Origin of the sequence: Pseudarthrobacter raffinosi, from assembly GCF_023913735.1 — a bacterium.
GTDB lineage: Bacteria > Actinomycetota > Actinomycetes > Actinomycetales > Micrococcaceae > Arthrobacter > Arthrobacter raffinosi.
Genome location: NZ_JAMXBH010000010.1, coordinates 77,277 through 99,021, shown reverse-complemented (window position 1 = coordinate 99,021; position 21,745 = coordinate 77,277). Strand labels below are relative to the sequence as shown.

Genomic DNA, 21,745 nt, shown 5'->3' with positions numbered 1-21,745 from the left:
CCCGCCTATCACCAGATTAGGAGCCCGCCACGCACCGATGCGGCGAATTGAGCCGATCCTGCGCCAACCCTTCGGTGCCTGCGGAATTCTTGAGGGACCACCCTCCAAAGCGGCCTGTTTTCGGGTTCAGTCTTCCGCGATTCAGTCTTCCGTGGGCGTGGTCCTGTTGGAGTGGTAGGTCCGCCACGTGTGTTCAGGCTCGAATCCCAACAGGCGCCGGGCTTTGTCGATCGACAGCATGGTCTCGTGTTCGCCCAGTTCCTTGGTGACGGTGACGTTGGGGAACACCTCCGCGGCGAGGCTGGCGCTGGAACGCGTCATGACAGTGTCCGCGTTCGCGATGATGAAAGCCTGGAACCCGGGCTGGCCGTTTTCCAGCGCACGCGCCACAGCCTGCGCGCCGTCGCGCCCGTCGATGTAGCCCCAGAGGTTCCACTTCCGCGCACAGGCGTCCGAATCGAACGACGGGAACCGTTCGTAGTCCTCAGGATCCATGACGTTGGAGAACCGCAGGCCCGCAATGCTCAGCTCCGGATCCCAGCGCGTCAGCTGGATCGCCATCTGCTCCTCGAGGTGCTTCACGAGTGAGTACGTGCTCTCCGGCCGGGCCGGGTATTCCTCATCCACCGGGATGTAGGGAGGGTCGACGTCGAACGGCAGTCCCAGCACCGTCTCACTGGAGGCGTATACCACCTTCTTGATGCCGGCCCGGCGCGCCGCCTGGAAGACGTTGTAGGTCGAGAGCATGTTGTTCTCGAAGGTGGCGGCATCCGGACTCATGCCCGGTGCGGGAATGGCTCCCAGATGGACGATTGCGTCGAAGCCGTCATGCCGGTCGTCGAGACCCAGGAACACGTCAAGGACCTGGCCATAGTTGCGCAGGTCCACGATGGCCAGCCCGGGGCTCCTTTCCCCGGCCCGGTCCAGGTTCAACACCTGGTGGCCGTCGTCGGTCAGCCTGCGGACCACGTGCCGTCCGAGTTTTCCGCTTCCGCCGGTCACTGCAATTCTCATGGGGACACCCGGGCGGCCAGGAACTTTTCGACGGCGGTAATGGCACGTGTGGTGATGGCACTTGGGTCACCGCTGCCATCCACCGAAACCAATATGCCCCGGCCGGCGTAGACCGCCACGACCTCGTGGGTTTCGCGGTGGTAGAGGTCAAGCCGGTGCCGGAACACTTCGATGGTGTCGTCCTTCCGGCCTTGTTCCTTGGCCCGCCGCAGCATCCGTTGCTCCAGTTCGGAATCCGGTGCGCGGAGTTCCACCACGGCGTCGAGGCGGTGGCCCTGGGACGCCAGTATGTTGTCCAGTTCCATGATCTGGGGAGCTGTCCTGGGGTATCCGTCCAGCAGGAAACCGGGCTGCAGATCGGCGTCGAGGAGCCGGTCCTTGACCAGGGCGTTGGTGAGATGGTCCGGGACAAAAGCGCCGTCGTCGAGATACTTGGCGGCCTCTACGCCCAGCGGCGTCTCGTGGCTGACGTTGATCCGGAAGATTTCGCCCGTGGATACGTTCGGAATGCTGAAGTGCTTGGCGATCTGCACCGCTTGGGTTCCTTTCCCTGAGCCCGGCGGCCCGATGATGAGCAGTCTGGTCATGTTCCTGTCCCTCCACGGCATCCTTGCCGGCTGGTCTCGGGTCCACTGTCGGCAGCGCCAACTTGTGCTTCATTCTGCCCACAAGTCGCAGCACAACACCAGCCTCCGGGAAGGGAGCCGGAGGCTGGCGCTGGATTGGGGGGGTCTAGAAGCGGGATTTGGCCAGCGGCACAGCGCCTACAGCTTGGTTTCCGGTCAGGTCGGTAACGCCGGTTGGTGGTGCCACCATTGGCTGGCCCTCTGCGGCCGCGAGCGTCGCCTGACTTCCGCTTGTCAGCTTCCCCAACGTCAGAGTCAGCGTTTTCTCTGTTCCGTTCCATGCAATCGATGAAACATTGCTGCCGCTACCGCCGAAAACAAGAGGTGCAGTGGCGGTGTACACGCCGTCCAAGGACACGCTCCCAATGCGCAGAGGTGAACATCCGGCCGCAGTCACTGTAAGAACCTTCGCAGCGCTGATTTGAATGCTGACTACATCGTTGCCGTTGATCGTGTAGCTCGCCGAATTGTTTTGCCATGCACTACAGATCGACGACGCGTTCATCGTCTCAGAGTAGGTGAGGACTAGTTTGTCTCCTGGATCGGCGATGCCAACCTTGTTCTTGTTCGCATCCGGGCCGTTGCTCAGACTGACCTTCGCTGTCGGAATCAAGTCCTTGGTAGACGTTGCCGTTCTTGGGTCACTGACGTTGCCTGCGGCATCAGTGGCAACTGCCGTGTAAGTAACGATTCCGTCCGTCAGCGTCGAGAGATTGACGCTCGTCGTCTGACTGGAGCCATCCGCCGTCAGCACGTACGAGACCGTCTGCCGTGTAGCAACAGGCAGAGCATCAGTAATAGTGACCGTTACCGATGAACCCGGCTCAGCCGTAACGCTGACCGGAACCTCAGTCACGTTGGCATTATTTACTATTGCCGGAGCGCTGATCAAGGGTGCGTCCGGCTTCGTCGTATCAGCAACGAAGACTCCCACACTGCGGGCAGACTCCGGCCCCGCCCATGAGCCGAGCACAGGTGTAACCGTGTAATACCAGGTTCCGGCAGGCAAGGCAGCTTCGCTGCAGCTCAGCGTGGTGATGGGCGTGGTAACTGTTCCCGCGCAGGTTCCGCCGGCGGCAACCTTGGCGCCGGTCGCCGCCGAGTAGCGCGCAACGGTGTAACCGGAGACAGCCCGGCCCGCCGTCGTCGAGCGAGTCAACCAACCAACGGACGCGGCACCCGCCGAGGCGGATGCTGTGGGCGCAGCCAATTCCTGGAGAGAGTCAGCCTTAGCTCCGACAGAGGTGCTGCTCAGCGTCTGCCAATAGGCGTTGGCCGCCGGGGCGCCCCAGGAAATGACGAGGGCTACAGCCGTAACGCCGGCAATGCGGGCCTGGCGATTCGGGCGGAGCAGTCGTGGCCTGGTTTCGACAGGCTCAACCACCGGCCGCCTGGGAGGGATGAGTCGGCTCATTTCCGTGCCTCCAAAGTGACGGGCAGACTGAACGTGGCGCCCTGGCAGCCTGACAACGACGCCGTGGACATGGCGGCGGCGCCCTGCAGGGTGATGAGCACGGACGAGTTCGCCGGAATACTCACTGTGGGGGCCAGCGGGGCCGCAGGATCAACGAACGTCACTCCGGTGCCAGTGGCGGGGCAGCCGGTGGGGTCGCCGACCGCCGTCGCGGCCCCATCGCCGCGGATGGCGTAGACCCGCACGGCATAACCGTTGGGGTTGTGCGCCCGGACGGCAACATCGGCGGTGCCGCCCGGGGCAAGGGTGTTCTGCGGGCTGTCGCCCGCCACGAGGGCCTCTACGGTGACGGTTGCCATGGTGCCGTTGGTGGCGGCGCCGGATCCGGCACCCACCGTGGCCCAGTAGGCGTACGCTCCGCCCACGCCCGTGGCGAGGCAGAGGGTGACGGTTGCTGCTGCAGTCTTGGCAGCCAGCCGTCGGGAGGTGGTTTTCGTTGTGCGTGTCATGTCAGTTCCCCTCTCCTGCTCCGGAGTAGGAGAGCTGGAGGGTTGCGCCCTTGCAGCCGTCCTGGTTCAGCGCCGTGTCCAGCATGGCGATTTGGGGCCACTGTGCCGAATCCTGGTTGAGCTCCTGGAGCGATTTGGACCCCACAGGAACCGTGAGCGGATAGGCCCCGCTGTAGTTGGTCACCGCGTAGTCCGCCGTTGTACAGGGGAGCCCCGCCGCAACGGCAGCCCGGGTCCGGGTGATCCCGGCAATGGTCACCGACAGGCTGGACAGTGCCAGGCTCTTGTTGTTGGGGTTGGAGAAGGAAAGATTCAGCGCAATCTTGGCGCCCGGCGTGAGCGGCTCACCGAGGTTTCCGGAAATACTGAAGGTTTTTTTGGACGACTGGACGTACAGCTGGACCACGACGCCGGCGGCTTGGCTGGCGCCGGCCGCGGTGGCGATGGTCAGGTCCGCTTTGCCGTCCGGAGTGGTGGCCGACGTCGCCACCGTCAGCGTCACGGTAGCCGTTTTGCCCGACGCGAGCGTCACCGACGCCGGTGCGAAGGCCGCCGTCGTACTGGCCGGCAGGCCCGAAACAGTGGGGGTGACGCTGCCGCTGAATCCGTTGGTGGAGGTCAGGGACACCGAATAGTTGACCGGGTCGCCCCGGTCAACCGTCCGGCTGGAGGGATTCACCTGGATGGTGACGCCCTTTGTGTTGTTGCCCTGGCTCCCGCCCTGGCTGGCCGCGAAGATAGTGCCCGCAGAAACGAGCATCACTACAAGACCCACCAGCAGCACCTTCGCTACGGTGGTGGTTCTTCGCATGACTGTGCGGAAGTACCCAGAATCATTCTGCACGTTCAGCCCTTCTGGCCTGTTCTTAATTGAGTGGGAGGAGGTGGAATTCGCCGGCGGAGAGGTTCTGCTCCTCCCCGCCGGCGAAGACTATTGTTAGAGGCTGCCAACGGTGATGGTGACGATGGCGCCCTTGCAGGCCTCCTGGTCGGTATCGGGAAGATCAGTGAAGTCCAGCCGTCCGGTGCCCACTGTGGTCCCCGACGAGTGGGCTGCCACGAGCGCGTCGTCAGTTACGGCGGTGACGGGGAACCAGACGGCAAGGCAGCCTTCTTTGTCCGTGGTCACGGTAGCGGTCAACTCCCCCACCCTGGTGCTGGTGTTCGGGTCGGCGTTGTCCGCCGTGTACGTCACCGTGCGGAAGTCTCCGGGCGTCAGTCCGCGGTCGAACGCAGCGTGCAGGGTCACCGTGCCGCCGCCTGCCGAGTTGGCAGCGTATCCTGAGCCGTCGCCGGTGGTGGTCCAGTAGGCGTAGGCGGCCCCGCCGCCGCCGGCTACCAGTGCCAGGGCACCGGCTGCTGCCAGGATCTTGTTCTTCTTGGTCATTTTGCGCATGAGAGAGACTCCTTTGGGCTGGGGGTAAAGACAGATGCTGAGACGCACAGCCATCGGGAACCACTAAGGGACCTTGCTTCCGGCTGATCGATGACGCCCATACTTCCCGGCCTCATTGGTCCCAACAACGCGTAGCAGTACTGGACTTTTGCAGACCTCCTCGGCCACGATCTCTTGGATGAGGGGCAGGGTACTCAGTTTTGGTCGACGAGGCGTGAGGTGTCCGATGCGCAAGGACTCTTCGTGCGGGCGCTCGGGAACCCGCCGCATTCCATGTAGTTTCAAGCCCAGAGGCCTCACTGCCGGATCCTCCGGCGGTGCCACCAGCACGGTAAGCAAGTAGTACTTGAGTCCTCCCCGGCCTGGCCGCCTTGTGGAGCTTCCCAAGCTCTGGCCTGTATATACTTCTGGATATCGGTTTAGCAGCAGGCCGTTGGACAGTTCGTCGATCCAGCGACCGTCGCCACCCTTTTGCCACTACGGCAGGGTTATGCGGAGGGTTACCGGTTCGTTTGACCTGAGCGAATGGCACTAAGAACCGTGGCCAGCGAGTCAACAGCAAAAACAGCTACATCAATCACCGACCACCTCCACGAAGAACTCCTCAACAGCTCCGACGTGGAGGAGTTCCTGGATGAGCTTGCCCGGGTGTCGGCCCGCACCCTTTCCGAACCCGGCGACGAAGTGCTGTGCGGCATCACTCTCCTGCGTCAGCGCAAGGCGGCCACCATTGCCAGCAGCGGCGCCGCTGCCCGCGCTGTCAGCCAGATTGAATGTCAGTCCGAGCAAAGCCCGGGCATGGCTGCCTCGCTGGAACAGGTGACGGTCCATGTTCCTGACGTGAAAGACGAAGCGCGCTGGCCCGAATACTGCGAAGCCGTCCTGGACCAAGGCATCCGGTCAGTCCTGGCCATCCCGTTTCGGCTGGAGGGGGAAACCAAAGCCACCCTGCTCCTCTACTCCCACCGGACCTCCCGCTTCGAACGCCGCGTCCTGAAAGCTGCGGAGGATTTCGTCCGCCAGACCTCCCTGGCCCTGCGGCTTGCGGTGCGTTTCGCGCATTACAGCGAGACTGCGGCGCATCTGCGTGCCACCCTCGAATCACGCACGGTGATCGACATGGCGGTGGGCATTATCATGGCCCAGAACCGGTGCAGCCAGCAGGACGCGTTCGAGCTCCTCAAAGCGGCGTCCAGCACCCGTAATTCCAAGCTGCATATCGTCGCCGCGGCCGTGGTGAGTGCGCTGGGCCAGGGGCCGGCCCGGACCCACTACGACGGCTGAACCCGGCCCCACCGCCGGCGGCCAGCGATGTGACGGCTAAGACGACCGGCGGGCGGTTTGCGGAATATGTCATTGTGACGTTTCCACCCCACCGGCCCCGTACACTGGTGGCAAAGCTGGCTGAGGGGCTTTCATGGAAACAAAACGCATCTGTCTTGTCATCGAGGACAACGACGACATCCGCGGTCTCATCACGGTGGTCCTGACCCGCGCAGGCTTTTCCGTGCGTTCGGTGGCCAACGGCGCCGAAGGAATTGCCGCGGCCGCGGAACCCTCGGTTTCTCTGATCACCCTGGACTTAGGCCTGCCGGACATGGACGGGCACGTCGTAGCCCGGGCAATCCGTGCGTTAAGCACCGCTCCCCTGCTGTTCCTCACGGCCAGGTCCGAGGAGGACGACATCCTGGCCGGAATGGCCTCCGGCGCTGCCGCCTACCTGACCAAGCCGTTCCACCCCAAGGAACTGCAGGAGCTCGCACTGCAGCTCTGCCCGGCGGATGCCCCCGCCCGCCAGAAGCCGACGCCAGAAGCCGACGCCACAACGGCAGCCGTAAGCCGCCCGCCTCCGCTACTCCCAGCCCAGCACCGGCAAATCGAAGCGTTAGCTTGGCTGCCTACAAATGAGGCATGACTCCTCTCAAGAACAAACCACGCAAGGGCAGCCGCGTCCGGCGCGCCGTCGTCGCCGGGGCCGTGGCCCTGACGCTTTCGGCAGGCGGTGCCACGGCCTGGGCGCTGGACCGTTTTGTGGTCCAGCACGTGGAAATCTCGGACGTCTCCGCGTACCAGGCCAGCCAAGCGGGAACCAGCCAAAGCACGACGGCGGCCACCACCACTGATTCCAGCGCCACCGCCGTCACCACGGACACGTCCTACGTGTCGGACAGCTCGAACATCAGCATCTCCACGGTGACCACCGGCAGCGGCGACAGCACCGTCACCTACTACGTTGCCAACGTCGTGCTTGACGATGCCACCACCCTCCAGTCAGCCTTCGCCAACAACAGCTTCGGCGAGAACATCACCGAAACCACGTCCACCATCGCCGAGGCCAACAACGCGGTCTTCGCCATCAACGGCGACTACTACGGCTTCCGCGACACCGGCATCGTGATCCGCAACGGCGTGGTGTTCCGCGACGACGGCGCCCGCCAGGGCCTGGCCTTCTACCGCGACGGCACCGTCAGGGTCTACGACGAAACGGCCACCACCGCCGAGCAGCTGCTGGCCGACGGCGTCTGGAACACCCTCTCCTTCGGACCGTCCCTGCTGGACAACGGCGAAGTGGCCGGGGGCGTCGAGGACGTGGAGGTGGACACCAACTTCGGCAACCACTCCATCCAGGGCGAACAGCCACGCACCGCCGTCGGCATCACCGACGAGAACCACCTGGTGTTTGTGGTGGTGGACGGCCGCAGCCCCGGTTACAGCTCCGGCGTCACCATGACCGGGCTGGCGGAAATCATGCAGGGCCTTGGCGCCACCACCGCGTACAACCTCGACGGCGGCGGCTCGTCCACCATGTACTTCAACGGCGAACTGGTCAACAACCCGCTGGGCGAAAACAAGGAACGCGGCACCTCCGACATCCTCTACATCGCGCGGTAGGGCCCGCCATGATCATCCTGATCCCGGCCTACGAGCCGGACCAGCAGCTACCGGCCCTGATCCGTTCCATCCGCGACGCCGAGCCGTGGGCCACCGTGGTGGTGGTTGATGACGGCAGCGGGCCGGAGTACAAGGCCGTGTTCGACGGCGTCAAGGCACTCGGGTGCCACGTCATCGGGTATTCCCGCAACCGGGGAAAGGGCTTCGCGCTGAAGACCGGGTTCGGGTTCATCGCCGACCACCTCCCGGACCGGAACGTGGTGTGTGCTGACAGCGACGGCCAGCACACCATCGTGGACATTTTTCGGGTTGCGGCAGCGGTGCAGCCCGGCTCTCCCGCCATGGTGCTGGGGACCCTGAACTTCACCGGCAACGTCCCGGCCCGCAGCAAATTCGGCAACAGCGCCACCCGGCTGCTGTTCAGGCTGGCCACCGGCGAGTGCATTCCCGACACCCAGACAGGCCTCCGCGGCTACCCGGCTGCCATGCTCCCGTGGCTGCGGTCCGTCCGTGGTGAGCGCTATGAATACGAACTGAACCTCCTGCTGGAAGCCAAACAGTCCGGCTATGTGATCACCACCGTGGACATCGCCACGGTCTATCTGGACCATAATTCGGGGTCCCATTTCCGGCCGGTGGCGGACTCGGTCCGCATCTATGCGCCGCTGCTGAAGTTCCTGGCGTCCTCCTTCACCGCGTTTCTCGTGGACACCGTGATGTTCCTGCTCCTGACTCTGGTGACCGACTCCCTACTGCTGGCCGTGGTGGGGGCCCGGGCCGTGAGCTCGACGGTGAACTTCCTGGTCAACCGCGGGGTGGTGTTCCAGCACGGCCGGGACAGGCCCGCGGCCGCTGCCGGCCTGCGCTATTTCAGCCTGGTTCTTGTTCTCCTGGCCGCCAACTACGGCCTCATCTCTGCCCAGGACTCGCTCTCCGTGGCGGCACTTCCGGCGAAGATCCTGGCTGAAATCGCACTCCTGGCCGTCAGTTACGTGGTGCAGCAGCGCTTTCTCTTTTCCCGGCGCACGGCCAGGGGCACCGCACGGGAGGCTGAGGATCAGGCTCTGGACCTGAGCCGCGGCCACCACCCCGGGACGTTGCGCCGGTAGTCGAGGTACTGCGCGCGAGAGGGCAGCAGCCGCGTTGCCTTAGCCGGTGGTGCCCGTCTTCTCGGCATAGGAAGTGGCCTGGTGGCGCACCTGGTCCACGTAGGAATCGGACTGGTTGTAGGAGTAGATGGCCTTAGTCCAGCCGTTCGCGGCGGTGAGGTCGCGGCCATGGGCGCATAAGTAACCGGCCGCGCTGAGGGCGGCGTCGTCGATGTTGAAGGGATCCGCATTTCCATCGCCGTTCCCGTCAAGTCCCGCAAGCTCCCAGGTGGAGGGGATGAACTGCATGGGTCCAACGGCGCGGTCCCAGCGAGCGTCGCCATCTAGGACGCCGTCGTCTGTATCAGCGATGGCTGCAAATCCGTTGCCGTCCAGGCTCGGGCCGACAATTGGTCCACTCGCCTGCCCCGCGGGAGTCAGTCTTCCGCCGCCGTAAGCTCCGTGGGCGGATTCGATGAAGCCGATCGCCGCCACCGTATTCCAGCCGATCCCACACGTCGGAGCGGAATGATTGGCCGCGCTGGCCGCACCCACGTAGGCCCGAAGCGCGCGGGCGGGTATGCCGGTTTGTGCGGCAGCCAGGATGAGCCACTCAGCGTCCGCGTTCCGAGTGATATTCACGGCAGTTGTAAGGCCGGTGGAGGACGTGTCGAATTTCGCCTCCGACCGTGGCGGAGGAGGAAGAGCCCCGCGGGCGGGCGCGCCGGACTGCCCGAGCGCCCAGAACGACACCGCGGTGATTACGCAAATCGCGAACACACAGAAAACCGCAAGGCGTTTGAGTTGGAGCACGGGTTTGATCCTATCGATCGAAATCCGCCAGGAGGAACGGCGGCTGCATGACGCCCGGAAAACAGCAGTGGAGCGCCCAGCCGGCACTCATATTCGGACCTAGGTTCCGTCACAGCACCCGCACAGTATCGCCCGGGATCGTAGAGAACAGCCCACCAACAGATTCCGGAGAATCCCGATGACTTCCCTCATTTTCATCGCCGCAGATCTCGCGGCCATCAGCATCCTCACGTTCGTCCTCTACCTCCGCCGCCACCGCCGCCGCGACCTGGTGGTCTCGTACCTGGGCATGAACGTGGGCGTCCTGGCCGTGGCCACTGCACTGTCCGGCTCCGCGGCCGGGCTTGGCCTGGGACTTGGCCTCTTCGGCGTCCTGTCCATCATCCGGCTCCGCTCCACCGAGCTGGCCCAGCACGAAGTGGCCTACTACTTCTCGGCCCTGGCGCTCGGCCTGATCGCGGGCCTCGGCATCGAGCCCATCTGGCTCACCGCCTCGCTGATGGGCCTGATCCTGCTGGTGATGTTCGTCGGCGACCACCCCCGAGTCCTGCCCGCCCACCGGCACCAGACAGTCATCCTGGACCGGGCACTGGCGGAGGACGGCGAACTGTACGCACGGCTCGAGGAAGTCCTGCAGGGCAAGGTCCACTCCGCCACTGTCCAGGAACTTGACCTGGTCAACGACAAGACCATCGTGGACGTCCGCTACGCCTACAACCCCCGCATCGTCCAGCCGGCAATTCACGCCACCATCTCAGCCATCACGACGGCGGCACCCCGGCACGCAGTACCGGCACCTCCGGTGATGCTCCCGACAGAGGAAACAGCGCCGACGTCGTCCACTCCCGTCCACGCTCCCGTCCATGCTGCCGACCCCGTCCACGCCTCGGCAGGTGCGGCATGAGCGCCCCCGCAGGCGCCGGCGTCGTCAGCAGCCTCAGCGGACTGCCGGCCGTGGGGCTGGACGAACTGAACGCCGAAGCCGCGCTGCAGACCCGGGTGGACCGCAAGTACGTGGTCCCCGAGGCGCTGGCGCAGCAGCTCCTGGCCACGTTCGACGCCGAGGTCCGGGTCCTGGAGATGGACGGCTCCCGCTGCTTCGCCTATGACTCCGTGTACTTCGATACCGCGCAGCTGGACAGCTACCTCCTTGCCGCCCACGGCCGGCGGCGCCGGTACAAGGTCCGCACCAGGACGTATGTGGACAGCGCCATCAGCTTCCTGGAGGTCAAAACCGAAGGCGCCCGCGAAGCCACCGTCAAGGAACGCATCCCCTACGAGCTCACGGACCGCGCCCGGCTGACGGCGGAAGGCCTGGACTACGTCCACGAAACCCTCGCCGCCGCGGTGGGCGGAGCGCCCGCCGGACCCCTCGGACCGGTCCTCGAAACCCGCTACCACCGCACCACGCTCTACCTGCCGGAATCCGGCAGCCGGGCCACCATCGATACGGACGTCACCTGGCAGCGCCCCGGCGAGCAGGCCTGGGTGCTGGACGGCGCCGTGATCCTGGAGACCAAGTCCGGCTCGGCGCCCAGCCCGCTGGACCGGCATCTCTGGGCCCACGGGGTCCGGCCCTCCAGGATCTCCAAGTTCGCCACCGGGATGGCGGCGCTCTGCCCGGACCTCCCGGCCAACCGCTGGAACCGAACGCTCCGCCGCACCATGAGCCTCCGCCCCGCCGCCTGACCCGCCTCCCCCATTTTTTCGAAGGAACACACCATGAACCGCTTCCGCACCGCATTGTCCGTCACCGCCCTCGCCCTCGCCATTGGGCTGGCCGGCTGCTCCGCCGCCGGCACCGCTGCCGGCACCGGCACCAGCACCTCCAAATCGTCCACGACGTCCGGCACCGCACAGGCCGCGGTTTCCCTGGACACCCTCGCCGCCGACACCCACTACGACGCCGACGACCTCACCTGGGATGCGGCCGCCGAAGTAGCCGTGACCCTGGCGGACGGCGCCAGCAGCGTCGCCTCCGGAACGTCGTCGGACGCTGTAATGGTCGACGGCGACACCGTAACCATCAGCGCGGCCGGCACGTACCGCCTGAGCGGGTCGCTGTCCGACGGCCAGGTGGTGGTGGCCGCCGGCGAGGAAGACGTGGTGCGCATCATCCTCGACGGCGCCGACATCTCCAGCTCCACCGGCTCGCCGTTTGTGGTGCAAAGCGCCAACGAGGCCATCGTGTTCCTGGAGGACGGCACAGCCAACTCCCTGAGCGACGCCTCCACGTATGCGGACACCGCCGAGGACGCCCCGAACGCTGCGCTCGACTCGCAGGCGGATCTGACCATCGCCGGCACCGGCTCGCTGAGCGTGGACGGCAACTTCAACGACGGCATCTCCTCCAAGGACGGGCTTGTGCTGGCCTCCGGCAACGTCACCGTGAACGCCACCGACGACGGCATCGTGGGCAAGGACTACGCAGTCCTGCTCGACGGCGCCTACCAGGTCACCGCAGGCGACGACGGTTTCAAGTCGGACAACGAGGAGGACGAAGGCCGCGGCTGGGTCCTCATCAACGGCGGCACCCTGAACGTCAGCGCGGTAGACGACGGCATCAAGGCCTTCAACACGCTCACCATCGCCGCCGGCGTCACCACGGTTGAGGAGTCCGAGGAAGGCCTGGAGGCCCAGCACATCGTGATCTCCGGCGGCACTGCGAACGTCACCGCGAACGACGACGGCGTGAACGCCTCGGGTGGGGCCTCCACCTCTGCCGCCTCCGGAGGCGGGATGGGCGGGGGCGGCGGCGAGATGGCCGTAGGCGACTACACGGTGGACATCACCGGCGGCTCGCTGACCATCAACGCGCAGGGCGACGGCCTGGACTCCAACGGCAACGCCAGCATCTCCGGCGGCACCGTGGTGGTCAACGGCCCCACCAACTCCGGCAACGGGGCGCTGGACGTCAACGGCGAGCTGACCGTCACCGGCGGCACCGTGGCGGCGGCCGGCAGCGTGGGCATGGTGGTCACCCCGGGCACTTCCTCGACGCAGTCCGGCGTGCAGGTCACGCTCGGCTCGACCGTTCCGGCGGGCACCGTAGTGCAGATCGCCGATTCCGCGGGCAACGTGGTCAGTGCGTTCGTGACCACCAAAACCACTGCGTCCTTGGTGTTCTCCTCCGCCGCGATCACTGAGGGCGAGACGTACACCGTCTACACAGGCGGCACGGCCACGGTCAGCGCCGGGGTGGGCGAAGGTTCCCTGGACGGCGCCGATCAGGTGGGCACCGTGACGGCCGGCGGGTACACCGCATCCGAGGGCCTGGGCGGCGGAGGCGGCTTCGGCGCCCGCCACTAACCGCCCCCCACCCCATTCAGACGCTCTCTCACTTAACGCAGGTTTTTGACCAACGCTCTCTCACTTTTTTCAAGAAAGTGAGCGAGCGTTGCGAATTAAGTGGCGTTAGGTGAGAGAGCGTCCGGGGGTGGGGAGGGGGCCGCGTTTTTTGGGTCCTGTGAGCTTTCCGGTTATCGGCGCATACTTGAACGCACAGGCCACGCCGTGGGAGGACACCATGAAGTTTCTCGGAGCACTGATTGTCATCTGGCTGATCATCGGAGGAATCGCCGCCTGGCAGCGCGGCTATTTCGGCGGGGCTCCAGGGTCCTGCGCCGCGGCGGGAACGGTGGCCGTGACCATCGTCGCCGGGCCCTTGAACTACCTGGGGGTCAACCCGCAGATCAACTGCGAGCTGCCCCAACCCACCCAGTAGCGCCACATCCTTGGTGGCCCGGCGGGCGGTCCCTAGAGTAGGGAATGCCGGGCGCTGGCTTTTGCTTGCGCCCGAAACTGATCCCGAAGCTTCGAAAGGACCTCCGAGATGGCATTCGTCACCGTTGGAACCGAGAACAGCACCGATATCGAGCTCTACTACGAAGACCACGGGAGCGGCCAGCCCGTTGTCCTGATCCACGGCTACCCGCTGGACGGATCCTCCTGGGAAAAGCAGACCACCGCCCTCCTGGAGGCCGGCTACCGCGTGATCACCTACGACCGCCGCGGCTTCGGCAAGTCCAGCAAGACCACCAGCGGCTACGACTACGACACGTTCGCCGCCGACCTCAAAGCCCTCCTGGAATCGCTGGACGTCAACAAGGCCGTGCTGGTGGGCTTCTCCATGGGTACCGGCGAGGTTGCCCGTTACTTGAGCACGTATGGCTCGGTCCGGGTGGCCCGCGCAGTGTTCCTCGGATCGCTGGAACCGTTCGTCCTGAAAACCGAAGACAACCCGGAAGGCGTACCGCAGGACGTTTTTGACGGGCTCACCGAAGCCGTCACCGCGGACCGGTACGCGTTCTTCACGGAATTCTTCAAGAACTTCTACAACTCGGACACGTTCCTGGGCACGCCGCGGCTCAGCCAGGAAGTCCTGGACGCCAGCTGGAAAATCGCCGCAGGAGCCGGCGCCACCGCATCAGTCGCCGCGCAGCCCACCTGGCTGACCGACTTCCGCGGCGACATCCCCCGGATCGATGTCCCCGCGCTGATTGTCCACGGCACCGAGGACAACATCCTCCCCATCGACGTCACCGGCCGCCGGTTCGCCAAGGCCCTGCCGTCGGCGGAGTATGTGGAGATCGACGGCGCCCCGCACGGGCTGCTGTGGACGCATGCCGCGGAAGTCAACGAAGCCCTGCTCGCCTTCCTGAAGAAGCAGACCGGATAACAAAAAAGAATGGAAGGGCCAGGCGATTTCGCCTGGCCCTTCCACTCTCAAAAGGCTTAGTCAGCTCAAGCCCTGGCGGCCTTGCCCGGCAGCGCCAGCTTGAAGACCTTCGCCCAGGACGATCCCACCTGCTTCAGCAGCGGACCTGTGGTGTACTTCAGGCCGTAACGCTGGCAGATCTCGCGGACCCGCGGAGCAACCTCGGCGTACCGGTTGGACGGCAGGTCCGGGAAGAGGTGGTGCTCGATCTGGTGCGACAGGTTCCCGGTCATCAGGTGCATGAACTTGGAACCGGAGATGTTGGCGGAGCCGATCATCTGGCGGACGTACCAGTCACCGCGGGTTTCGCCTTCCACCATTTCCTCGGTGAAGGTGTCAGTGCCTTCCGGGAAGTGGCCGCAGAAGATCACGGCGTGTGCCCACACGTTGCGGACGGCGTTGGCGGTCAGGGTGCCGTAGAGCGCCTGCTTGCCGGAACCGGTCAGCATGGCGACCGCCGGAGTGGCGGCGTAGTCCTTGGTGAACTGGGTGACTACCTTGCGGCCCAGGGCCTTGAGGTCCTTGACGAGCGCTTCCTTGGACTTCTTGCCTGCCTGGTACTCAGCAAGCTCAAGGTCGTAGATGGCGATGCCCCATTCGAAGAGCGGGGAAAGGATGGCGTTGTATAGCGGGTTGCCCAGGTTGTGGGGCTGCCACGGCTGGCTCTCGTCCATGCGCAGGAGGTTGTACCCGACGTCGTTGTCCTTGCCGACGACGTTGGTCCAGCGGTGGTGGAGGTCGTTGTGCGTGTGCTGCCAGGCGCGCGACGGGGTGACGAAGTCCCACTCCCAGGTGGTGGAGTGGATGTCAGGATCCCGCATCCAGTCCCACTGCCCGTGCAGGATGTTGTGGCCGAGTTCCATGTTTTCCAGGATCTTGGCGAAGCTCAGCAGCGTGGTGCCGGTGACCCAGGCTGCCTTGTTCTTGCTGACCAGCAGTGCCGCGCGGCCGGAGATCTCCAGCCCGCGCTGGATCTTGATCATGCGGCGGATGTAGGCGGCGTCGGAGGCGCCGCGCTTGGCCAGGATTTCGTCGCGGATCGCGTCGAGTTCGCGGCCCAGCTCAGCTACCTGTTCGTCGGTAAGGTGCGCTGCGGCAGGTGGACGCACCAGGGGGCTGCCGGACTCGGCCAGCGCTCCGGGGCGCGTCTTTGCCGCCCCGGTGGGGGCGGTGCTGCTTGCGGAATCTTTCTTGCTTTCTGAAACTACTGACATGCGGTATTGCTCCTCAGAGTTCGAGGTTGACGGGTCCGGCGGCTGCCGAGACACACGTTTGGATTAGTTGGCCGGGTTCGCCGTGGATCTCGTTGGTGCGAAGGTCACGGACCTGTCCGGCCAGGAGCGGAGTCAGGCAACTGTGGCAGATTCCCATCCGGCAGCCGCTGGGCATCAACACCCCGGCGTCCTCGCCGACGTCGAGCAGCGGGGTGTCGCCGTCGGCGTCAACTTCCCGGTCCGACGCCTCAAAGGTGACCAGGCCGCCGTCGTGCCCTACACCCCCGGCAAAGGTGGTGTTGAACCGCTCAATCATGAGGTTGCCGGGATCGCCGGCGAGCGCAACATCGGTGCCGGGGGCGCCAGCGGTGAGGGACGCCTGCTTCCAGAGGGCCTCGGCGTCGTCGAGGAAACTGTCCGGACCGCAGGCGTAGGCGGCCCTTTCCTTCCAGTCCGGGCAGATCTCATCGAGCTCGGCCGTGTTGGTCAGGTCCATCCGGCCCTGTTCGCCGGTGTACCAGTGGGCCAGCCGGAAGTTGGGGAACTGGTCAGCCAGCTCGGCGAGTTCCTCGCGGAAGAGGCTGTCGCCGGGCGTGCGGGCGGAGTGCACCAGGACGACGTCGGCATCCGGGCGGCGGGGAACAAGGGTGCGGATCATGGACATCACCGGAGTGATGCCGCTGCCGGCGGTGACCATCAGGAGCGGCCGGGGATGCTCGGGCAGGACGAAGTCGCCCTGCGGGGGTGCCAGGAAAAGGACGTCGCCCGGTTTAGTGGTCCGGACCAGGGTTCCGGAAACAGCGCCGACGTCGGTGACGGTGATGGCGGGGTCCTTGCCTGCGGGGGCGCTCAGGGAGTAGGAGCGCCAGTGGCGGACGCCGTCCAGCTCAACGCCGATGCGCGCCCACTGGCCGGCCAGGTGCGAATGCCAGCCGCGGCCGGGACGGAAGAAGATGGTGGCCGACTGCGCCGTTTCCTGGACCACACGGGTCACCACTCCTCGCAGCTGGCGCGCGGAGAAGACAGGGTTGAAGAGCGCCAGAATGTCTTCCGGCGCCAATGGTGTGGTCAGTACGGAAGCCGCCTGTGCCAGCTGACGTAGCCGGATCATGCAGTAAAACCTAAAGCGGCGCGAGCCATATTTCTCTCTCCTGACCGTTCCGCAGTCACGCAGTCATAACGGGGCGCTTAGCCCCCAAAGCCCGCTACAAGCCTAACGGCTGTGGCTAATGGATGGTTCCTTGAGCAATATTAGTAAGGATGCTGACTAATTTCCACTGCAGGTCACGGGAATGGGCCGGACCGATGGCGGGGGACGGTTGTCAGCGGCTGTCCCGGTCTTCGAATTCCTCGTCCAGGTCCAGGTGCCTGAACTCCGTCTCCGGGTTCGGTTCGCCCTCGGCCACGTACTCATAGTCCAGTTGCCGCTGCACCTGGCTGTCCAGAACCTGCAGCTCCCGGTCCGGGATGCTGGAAAGATCATCCGGGAACTCGTCTTCCGGTGTCAGGTGTAGTTTTTCGGACATGGTGAGCCTCTCTAGGCCGTGAGGAATAACCGGGCCTCAATGGCCCGCACCTTCTCAGGATATTCCCTTCCGGGCGAATCACCCAGCGGAATCGGCTCCGGATCAGGAACGGGCCGGGGTCCAGCCGACGGCGGGCGCTATGTGCTGGGCGATGTTCCCCAGCATTTTGGCATTGAAGTCAACGCCCAGCTGGTTGGGCACTGTCACCAGCAGCGTGTCCGCGGCCTGGACCGCGGCGTCGGCCGCCAACTGTTCGGCCAGGACATCCGGGGCGCCCGCATAGGTCTTGCCAAAGCGTGCCATAAAGCCGTCGATGACGCCCACCTGATCCCGGCTGTCCCGCAGCGCGCTGCCCGCAAAATATCTGCTGTCCTCGTCGTCCACGATTGGCAGGATGCTCCGGCTGACAGAGACCCGTGGCTGGTGGCTGTGTCCTGCCGCGGCCCAGGCCTCCCGGAAGAGTTGGATTTGCTCCGCCTGCAGCTGGTCGAAGGGGACGCCGGTGTCCTCGGTGAGCAGGGTGGAGCTCATCAGGTTCATGCCCAGGCCGGCGGCCCACACGGCGGTGTTGCGGCTTCCGGCGCCCCACCAGATCCGCTCTGTGAGGCCCGGCGACTGCGGCTGGACCGGCAACAGGCCAATGGCTCCGCCGGCGTAGCGCGGGTCCGCCTCGGCCACGCCGGCGCCGCTGATGGCGTGCCGGAACTGGGCTGTGTGCCGGTGGGCCATGTCCGCGTCGGTCTCCCCTTCTGCCGGTTTGTGGCCGAAGGCAGCGGCCCCGTTCCGGGCGGGCTCGGGTGAACCACGGCTGATGCCCAGCTGCAGCCTGCCGCCGCTGATCAGATCCGTGGCCGCGGCTTCCTCGGCCAGGTACAGCGGATTTTCGTACCGCATGTCGATCACGCCGGTGCCGATCTCTATCCGGCCGGTCCGGGCGGCGATGGCTGCCAGCAGCGGGAAGGGCGACGCCTGCTGACGGGCGAAATGGTGCACCCGGAAGAAGGCGCCGTCGATTCCGAGTTCCTCGGCGGCCACCGCCAGCTCAATGCCCTGGCGCAGGGCCTCGCCGGCGGTTCTGGTGCGGGAGCCCTGGCCGGGGCCCCAGTGGCCGAAAGAGAGGAATCCGAGGCGTTGCATGTATGGCCCAACCTCCCCGCGGCCGGCCGCATTCCCGGCTGGCATGATGAGCCTGTGAGTATTCCTGCTGAAACCGTGGCGATCGCCAAAACCACTGTGCTGTTCGTCCTGGCCGCCGTTGCCGAGATCGGCGGCGCGTGGCTCGTGTGGCAGTCAGTCCGCGAGGGCAAGGACTGGTGGTGGGCAGGGCTGGGTGTCATTGCCCTGGGCTTCTACGGCTTTGTAGCCACCCTGCAGCCGGATGCCCATTTCGGCCGGATCCTGGCCGCCTACGGCGGAGTGTTTGTGGCCGGGTCGCTGGCGTGGGGAATGATCTTCGACGGTTTCCGGCCGGACCGGTGGGACATCGCAGGCTCCGTCATCTGCCTGGTCGGCGTGGCTGTCATCATGTTTGCCCCGCGAAACGCGGGCTGACCCTGGGGACGTGACAGCGTTCGGAAACGCCCAGCGGAGGTAGCCCGTACCCGCGGTTGGGAGCACAATTGATCCATCCTTTGGATGTGGATGGTGATCAGCGATGGCCACAATAATTGTGGTGGGGTCCGCCCTTTTTCTGCTCCTTGGCCTGCTGGTGGTGGTGCTGTGGGGAGGCCGCAGCATCCGTGAGCCATTTGCCTCACGACGCCACCCCTCCACGGGCACCGGCGGGCAAGAGTTCCGGACTGACGTGAAACTGAGCGCGCTGCGCCGGTTCTTCTGGTGGGCCAACGTCGTGTCCTTTTCCGCACTGGTCTCGGCGTTGCTTGCCGCCTGGCCCGGCGGGCGGCTGGTCATGCGCATTTTGGCGGACACATCCCCCGCTTCCGCACAGGGCCGGCTAACGGAGGCCCAGGCATTCGTGGGAATTCCCAGCGTTGGGGGGACCATGGCCCTGCTGTTCTTCGGTGGCCTGCCGGCCGGCTTCCTTGCCGCGATCCTGTTCCCCCTCGTGCGCCGCTGGCTTCCACGCGGACGTCTCGCCGGACCGCTGTTCGGTTTGCTCCTCCTCGTGTGGGTAGGGTCCTTGATGGATCCCCTGCGCGCGGACAACATCGATTTCAACATCGTTGGACCCGGCTGGCTGTCGGTGGCACTGTATGCCGGACTTGCCCTTCTTCACGGCGCCGTCGTCGCTGCGGCGGCGGGTTGGTGGAGTGAGCGCCTTCCGCTGTGGGGCCCCGAAGCGGCTAAATTCTATGTTCCGTTGCTCGCTGGTGCCATCTTGTTTCCACCGTTCGCAGTCCTCGTCGTCATTGGGACCCTCCTCTTGTTCCTCTGGCTGAGCGTCATTCCGGTTTCCTGGCTGAGATCCGCGCGGCCCCGCCGGACAGTGCCGGCTTGGGTGGGTGCCGGGGCGATAGTGCTGATCAGTGCCGCCGCGCTTCCTGTTTTCATCAGCGCCGTGGTTTCCATCTCGTCCAGGACCGGCTGACGCCAACGGCTAAACTGGCCCCGTGCCCAGCAACCAGACGCCGCCCAACGACCCCGTGCCGCCGTCGCGCGGAAAGATGGCCGAACGGCTGCTGCCCGGCGGCACCGAGCCGGACCCGCGCTTTACGCTGGCCAATGAACGAACCTTCCTCGCTTGGATCCGCACGGCGCTGGCGCTTCTGGCCGGCGGCATCGCCATCGAGGCCTTCACCTCGGACCTGTTCCTGGAACCGGTCCGAAAGAGCCTGGCGGTACTGCTCCTGCTCCTGGGCATGCTGCTGAGCGCCGGCGCCGCAGGGCGCTGGATCCGCGTCGAACGGAGCATGCGCAACAAAACTCCACTCCCGCTGCCGCTCATTGTGCCGCTGCTGGCCGGCGCAGGGGCGCTGGCTGCCGCCGTCGTCCTCGTCTTTATCCTCTGGCGTTAGCCAGGTGGTCCGCACCAGGCTTCCGGACCCCGGGCCGCACGGGGATCCCGGGCTCCAGCCCGAGCGGACCACGCTGGCGTGGGGCCGGACCATGATGGCGCTGGTGACGGTCAGCGCCATCTTCCTGCGCTGGCTGCCCCACCACGGCTTCCCCATCCTGCTGCTTTTCGCCGTATCCGCGGCCGCAGCGGCGGCCATCTACCTGACTCAGCGCCGGCGGTACGGCGCCAGCGCGCGGGGAATTTCGCGCGAAAGGGTCGACGCCGATACGTCCGCGGTGCTCTGGACCGCCTTTGCGGGTGTTGCGCTGGGCGCGCTCGGCATCGGCGTGGTGCTGGCCGGCTGATTCAGCCGCGCTACGTCAGAACATCGGCAGCAGGAAGCCTGCGATGAGCGCCACGGCACCGATCCCGGTGAGCACGCGGCCAAGTACGACGGCGGTCCGCCCCACCGCTTCGGGCGCTGCGGTCTGCCACTGCGTGGGGCGCTTCGGGTGGTAGTAGATCGGCAGCGTGTCGCCCACGGCCAGGTCCTTGATGTCGTGGGGTGACATCGGGGCGTGGTGGACCTGGTACTTGCGGTCAAACCAGCGGAAGCCCGTTCCGGTAGCGTCCGCGTAGACCACCGCTTCCGCAACGGTCCAGGGGTGCACAAACCGCCGAAGGATGCCCGAGTAGAAAAGCAGGGCAAGCCCCGGCGGAAGGCACAGCCAGGTCATCATTTCCAGGATGGGACCTGCCATTTCAAGCGCAGTGGGCATAGCAATGATGCTACCGGGAGTTTGCGCCCCCCAGCGTGCCCCTGCCCGGCGGAATCAGCCGATGGGCTCGGCCATCTGCTCCACCACGTACTGGGCATCCACGGTGGATCCTGTCGTGGGGTCTGTCATCTCCACTTTCCAGCTGCGGGCAAACTGGTTCACCCCGCTGGTCATGGCCACCGTGCCGGAAATGAGGACCGTCCCCGGCTCATTCAGGCCGCGCGCGGTCAACACCTCCAGCCAGTAGTCCGGGGGCAGCAGGGCTTCCAGCGAGCTGTCTTGGATCAGCGTGTCCGCGGTATCACCCTGCCCCACCCAGCCCTTCAGCGTGATCTGGTCCAGGTGGTCGCGCACGTCCTCCAGCCGCCACGCCTTGCGGCCCAGGACGTCCGGGCTGGCATTCTTGCTCCAGGCCACCCCATGGACCTCAAGCTCGCGGTCCGTGTGGTCGCACGCGACCGTCAGCAGCACGCCGTCGTCCGTGATGACCAGCGCCCATTCGGCTTCCCCGGAGGTCCGGGCATGCTGCACGCGGACTTCGGAAACCTGCTGCGCCAGGTACGGCGAGATCGGGTAGAGCGCCGGCGTGGTGGCGGGGCCCGGAACGCCAAGCTCGGCCAGTTCGGCAATGTGGGCCTGCACTTCCTCCAGCTCCCGCCCTGCATAACCGGCGTTCAGGAGGTGCTTGACCTGGACTGTCCGGGTGCTGCCGTCGGGAAGTTCGAAGCTCAGAGTCGTCATGTTCTGTCCATCCTTTGCGTGTCCTGCTGGAGAAATTTACAAACTGGAAACCGGAAACGG

At 65.6% G+C, this 21,745-nt stretch carries 26 protein-coding genes; 13 read left to right on the top strand and 13 right to left on the bottom strand.

The window, feature by feature from the left end; translation table 11 throughout:
• Positions 1 to 141 precede the first annotated feature (141 nt).
• From NG698_RS11005 to NG698_RS10980, 6 genes are all read right to left on the bottom strand, one after another.
• Entirely contained in the window at positions 142 to 1,014 is an 873-nt protein-coding gene (locus NG698_RS11005) for an NAD-dependent epimerase/dehydratase family protein (protein WP_252609738.1), read from the bottom strand.
• Positions 1,011 to 1,601 (bottom strand): adenylate kinase, encoded by a 591-nt coding sequence (locus NG698_RS11000; protein ID WP_252609736.1) that lies wholly within the window; start codon positions 1,599 to 1,601, stop codon positions 1,011 to 1,013. Before NG698_RS11000 ends, NG698_RS11005 begins: the two co-directional genes overlap by 4 nt.
• 145 nt (positions 1,602 to 1,746) lie before the next feature.
• Positions 1,747 to 3,054: an Ig-like domain-containing protein gene (locus NG698_RS10995; RefSeq protein WP_252609734.1), complete on the bottom strand. Its 1,308-nt coding sequence runs from the start codon at positions 3,052 to 3,054 to the stop codon at positions 1,747 to 1,749.
• The gene (locus tag NG698_RS10990; protein WP_252600274.1) at positions 3,051 to 3,563 is read right to left on the bottom strand and encodes a hypothetical protein; all 513 of its coding nucleotides are present in this window, start codon (positions 3,561 to 3,563) and stop codon (positions 3,051 to 3,053) included. Before NG698_RS10990 ends, NG698_RS10995 begins: the two co-directional genes overlap by 4 nt.
• 1 nt (position 3,564) lies before the next feature.
• A complete protein-coding gene (locus NG698_RS10985; RefSeq protein WP_252600273.1) occupies positions 3,565 to 4,407 on the bottom strand; it encodes a hypothetical protein in 843 nt (280 codons plus the stop codon).
• Between the two features lie 93 nt (positions 4,408 to 4,500).
• Positions 4,501 to 4,959 carry a hypothetical protein gene (locus tag NG698_RS10980; protein WP_252609732.1) on the bottom strand — a complete coding sequence of 153 codons (459 nt, stop codon included), beginning with the start codon at positions 4,957 to 4,959 and terminating at the stop codon, positions 4,501 to 4,503.
• Positions 4,960 to 5,499: 540 nt separating this feature from the next.
• On the opposite strand from NG698_RS10980, the gene NG698_RS10975 reads away from it, so the two are divergent.
• The 4 genes from NG698_RS10975 to NG698_RS10960 all read left to right on the top strand — a co-directional run bounded on the left by NG698_RS10975 (position 5,500) and on the right by NG698_RS10960 (position 8,960).
• Positions 5,500 to 6,243: an ANTAR domain-containing protein gene (locus NG698_RS10975; protein ID WP_252600349.1), complete on the top strand. Its 744-nt coding sequence runs from the start codon at positions 5,500 to 5,502 to the stop codon at positions 6,241 to 6,243.
• A gap of 133 nt (positions 6,244 to 6,376) precedes the next feature.
• A complete protein-coding gene (locus NG698_RS10970) occupies positions 6,377 to 6,874 on the top strand; it encodes a response regulator transcription factor (RefSeq protein ID WP_252600271.1) in 498 nt (165 codons plus the stop codon).
• Positions 6,871 to 7,851, top strand: coding sequence for a phosphodiester glycosidase family protein (locus NG698_RS10965; RefSeq protein ID WP_252609730.1), 981 nt, complete (start codon positions 6,871 to 6,873; stop codon positions 7,849 to 7,851). The genes NG698_RS10970 and NG698_RS10965 overlap by 4 nt, the downstream gene beginning before the upstream one ends.
• An 8-nt stretch (positions 7,852 to 7,859) precedes the next feature.
• Complete coding sequence (locus NG698_RS10960; protein WP_252600269.1) at positions 7,860 to 8,960, top strand: bifunctional glycosyltransferase family 2/GtrA family protein; 1,101 nt, start codon at positions 7,860 to 7,862, stop codon at positions 8,958 to 8,960.
• Positions 8,961 to 8,999: 39 nt separating this feature from the next.
• On the opposite strand, the gene NG698_RS10955 is transcribed toward NG698_RS10960, so the two are convergent.
• Positions 9,000 to 9,581, bottom strand: a complete 582-nt coding sequence (locus NG698_RS10955; RefSeq protein ID WP_308216184.1) for a lytic transglycosylase domain-containing protein — start codon at positions 9,579 to 9,581, stop codon at positions 9,000 to 9,002.
• Positions 9,582 to 9,930: 349 nt separating this feature from the next.
• Between NG698_RS10955 and NG698_RS10950 the strand changes: the two genes are divergently transcribed.
• The 5 genes from NG698_RS10950 (at position 9,931) to NG698_RS10930 (ending at position 14,430) form a co-directional block, all read left to right on the top strand.
• Positions 9,931 to 10,656, top strand: coding sequence for a DUF4956 domain-containing protein (locus NG698_RS10950; protein ID WP_252600267.1), 726 nt, complete (start codon positions 9,931 to 9,933; stop codon positions 10,654 to 10,656).
• On the top strand, positions 10,653 to 11,441 hold the full coding sequence (locus NG698_RS10945; protein WP_252609728.1) for a polyphosphate polymerase domain-containing protein: 789 nt from the start codon (positions 10,653 to 10,655) through the stop codon (positions 11,439 to 11,441). The genes NG698_RS10950 and NG698_RS10945 overlap by 4 nt, the downstream gene beginning before the upstream one ends.
• A 33-nt stretch (positions 11,442 to 11,474) precedes the next feature.
• Complete coding sequence (locus NG698_RS10940; RefSeq protein ID WP_252609726.1) at positions 11,475 to 13,061, top strand: carbohydrate-binding domain-containing protein; 1,587 nt, start codon at positions 11,475 to 11,477, stop codon at positions 13,059 to 13,061.
• A 217-nt stretch (positions 13,062 to 13,278) separates the two neighbouring features.
• Complete coding sequence (locus NG698_RS10935; RefSeq protein ID WP_058931260.1) at positions 13,279 to 13,476, top strand: hypothetical protein; 198 nt, start codon at positions 13,279 to 13,281, stop codon at positions 13,474 to 13,476.
• Positions 13,477 to 13,584: 108 nt separating this feature from the next.
• Positions 13,585 to 14,430 carry an alpha/beta fold hydrolase gene (locus NG698_RS10930; protein WP_252609724.1) on the top strand — a complete coding sequence of 282 codons (846 nt, stop codon included), beginning with the start codon at positions 13,585 to 13,587 and terminating at the stop codon, positions 14,428 to 14,430.
• A 65-nt stretch (positions 14,431 to 14,495) separates the two neighbouring features.
• Here the strand turns inward: NG698_RS10930 and NG698_RS10925 are convergent, their stop codons facing one another.
• The 4 genes from NG698_RS10925 to NG698_RS10910 all read right to left on the bottom strand — a co-directional run bounded on the left by NG698_RS10925 (position 14,496) and on the right by NG698_RS10910 (position 18,346).
• Positions 14,496 to 15,683 carry a fatty acid desaturase family protein gene (locus tag NG698_RS10925; protein ID WP_252609722.1) on the bottom strand — a complete coding sequence of 396 codons (1,188 nt, stop codon included), beginning with the start codon at positions 15,681 to 15,683 and terminating at the stop codon, positions 14,496 to 14,498.
• Between the two features lie 13 nt (positions 15,684 to 15,696).
• A complete protein-coding gene (locus NG698_RS10920; protein WP_252609720.1) occupies positions 15,697 to 16,794 on the bottom strand; it encodes a ferredoxin reductase in 1,098 nt (365 codons plus the stop codon).
• A gap of 211 nt (positions 16,795 to 17,005) precedes the next feature.
• The gene (locus NG698_RS10915; RefSeq protein ID WP_252609718.1) at positions 17,006 to 17,209 is read right to left on the bottom strand and encodes a hypothetical protein; all 204 of its coding nucleotides are present in this window, start codon (positions 17,207 to 17,209) and stop codon (positions 17,006 to 17,008) included.
• Positions 17,210 to 17,311: 102 nt separating this feature from the next.
• Positions 17,312 to 18,346, bottom strand: coding sequence for an LLM class flavin-dependent oxidoreductase (locus tag NG698_RS10910; RefSeq protein ID WP_252609717.1), 1,035 nt, complete (start codon positions 18,344 to 18,346; stop codon positions 17,312 to 17,314).
• 75 nt (positions 18,347 to 18,421) lie between these two features.
• On the opposite strand from NG698_RS10910, the gene NG698_RS10905 reads away from it, so the two are divergent.
• From NG698_RS10905 to NG698_RS10890, 4 genes are all read left to right on the top strand, one after another.
• Entirely contained in the window at positions 18,422 to 18,760 is a 339-nt protein-coding gene (locus tag NG698_RS10905; RefSeq protein WP_252609829.1) for a YnfA family protein, read from the top strand.
• A gap of 103 nt (positions 18,761 to 18,863) precedes the next feature.
• Positions 18,864 to 19,757 carry a hypothetical protein gene (locus NG698_RS10900; RefSeq protein WP_252609715.1) on the top strand — a complete coding sequence of 298 codons (894 nt, stop codon included), beginning with the start codon at positions 18,864 to 18,866 and terminating at the stop codon, positions 19,755 to 19,757.
• 76 nt (positions 19,758 to 19,833) lie between these two features.
• Positions 19,834 to 20,184 carry a YidH family protein gene (locus NG698_RS10895; RefSeq protein WP_256470998.1) on the top strand — a complete coding sequence of 117 codons (351 nt, stop codon included), beginning with the start codon at positions 19,834 to 19,836 and terminating at the stop codon, positions 20,182 to 20,184.
• 4 nt (positions 20,185 to 20,188) lie between these two features.
• The gene (locus NG698_RS10890) at positions 20,189 to 20,530 is read left to right on the top strand and encodes a DUF202 domain-containing protein (protein WP_252609711.1); all 342 of its coding nucleotides are present in this window, start codon (positions 20,189 to 20,191) and stop codon (positions 20,528 to 20,530) included.
• Positions 20,531 to 20,545: 15 nt separating this feature from the next.
• On the opposite strand, the gene NG698_RS10885 is transcribed toward NG698_RS10890, so the two are convergent.
• A complete protein-coding gene (locus NG698_RS10885; RefSeq protein WP_252570467.1) occupies positions 20,546 to 20,944 on the bottom strand; it encodes a DUF3592 domain-containing protein in 399 nt (132 codons plus the stop codon).
• A 54-nt stretch (positions 20,945 to 20,998) separates the two neighbouring features.
• The gene (locus tag NG698_RS10880) at positions 20,999 to 21,685 is read right to left on the bottom strand and encodes a DUF2848 domain-containing protein (protein WP_252600255.1); all 687 of its coding nucleotides are present in this window, start codon (positions 21,683 to 21,685) and stop codon (positions 20,999 to 21,001) included.
• Between the last annotated feature and the right edge of the window lie 60 nt (positions 21,686 to 21,745).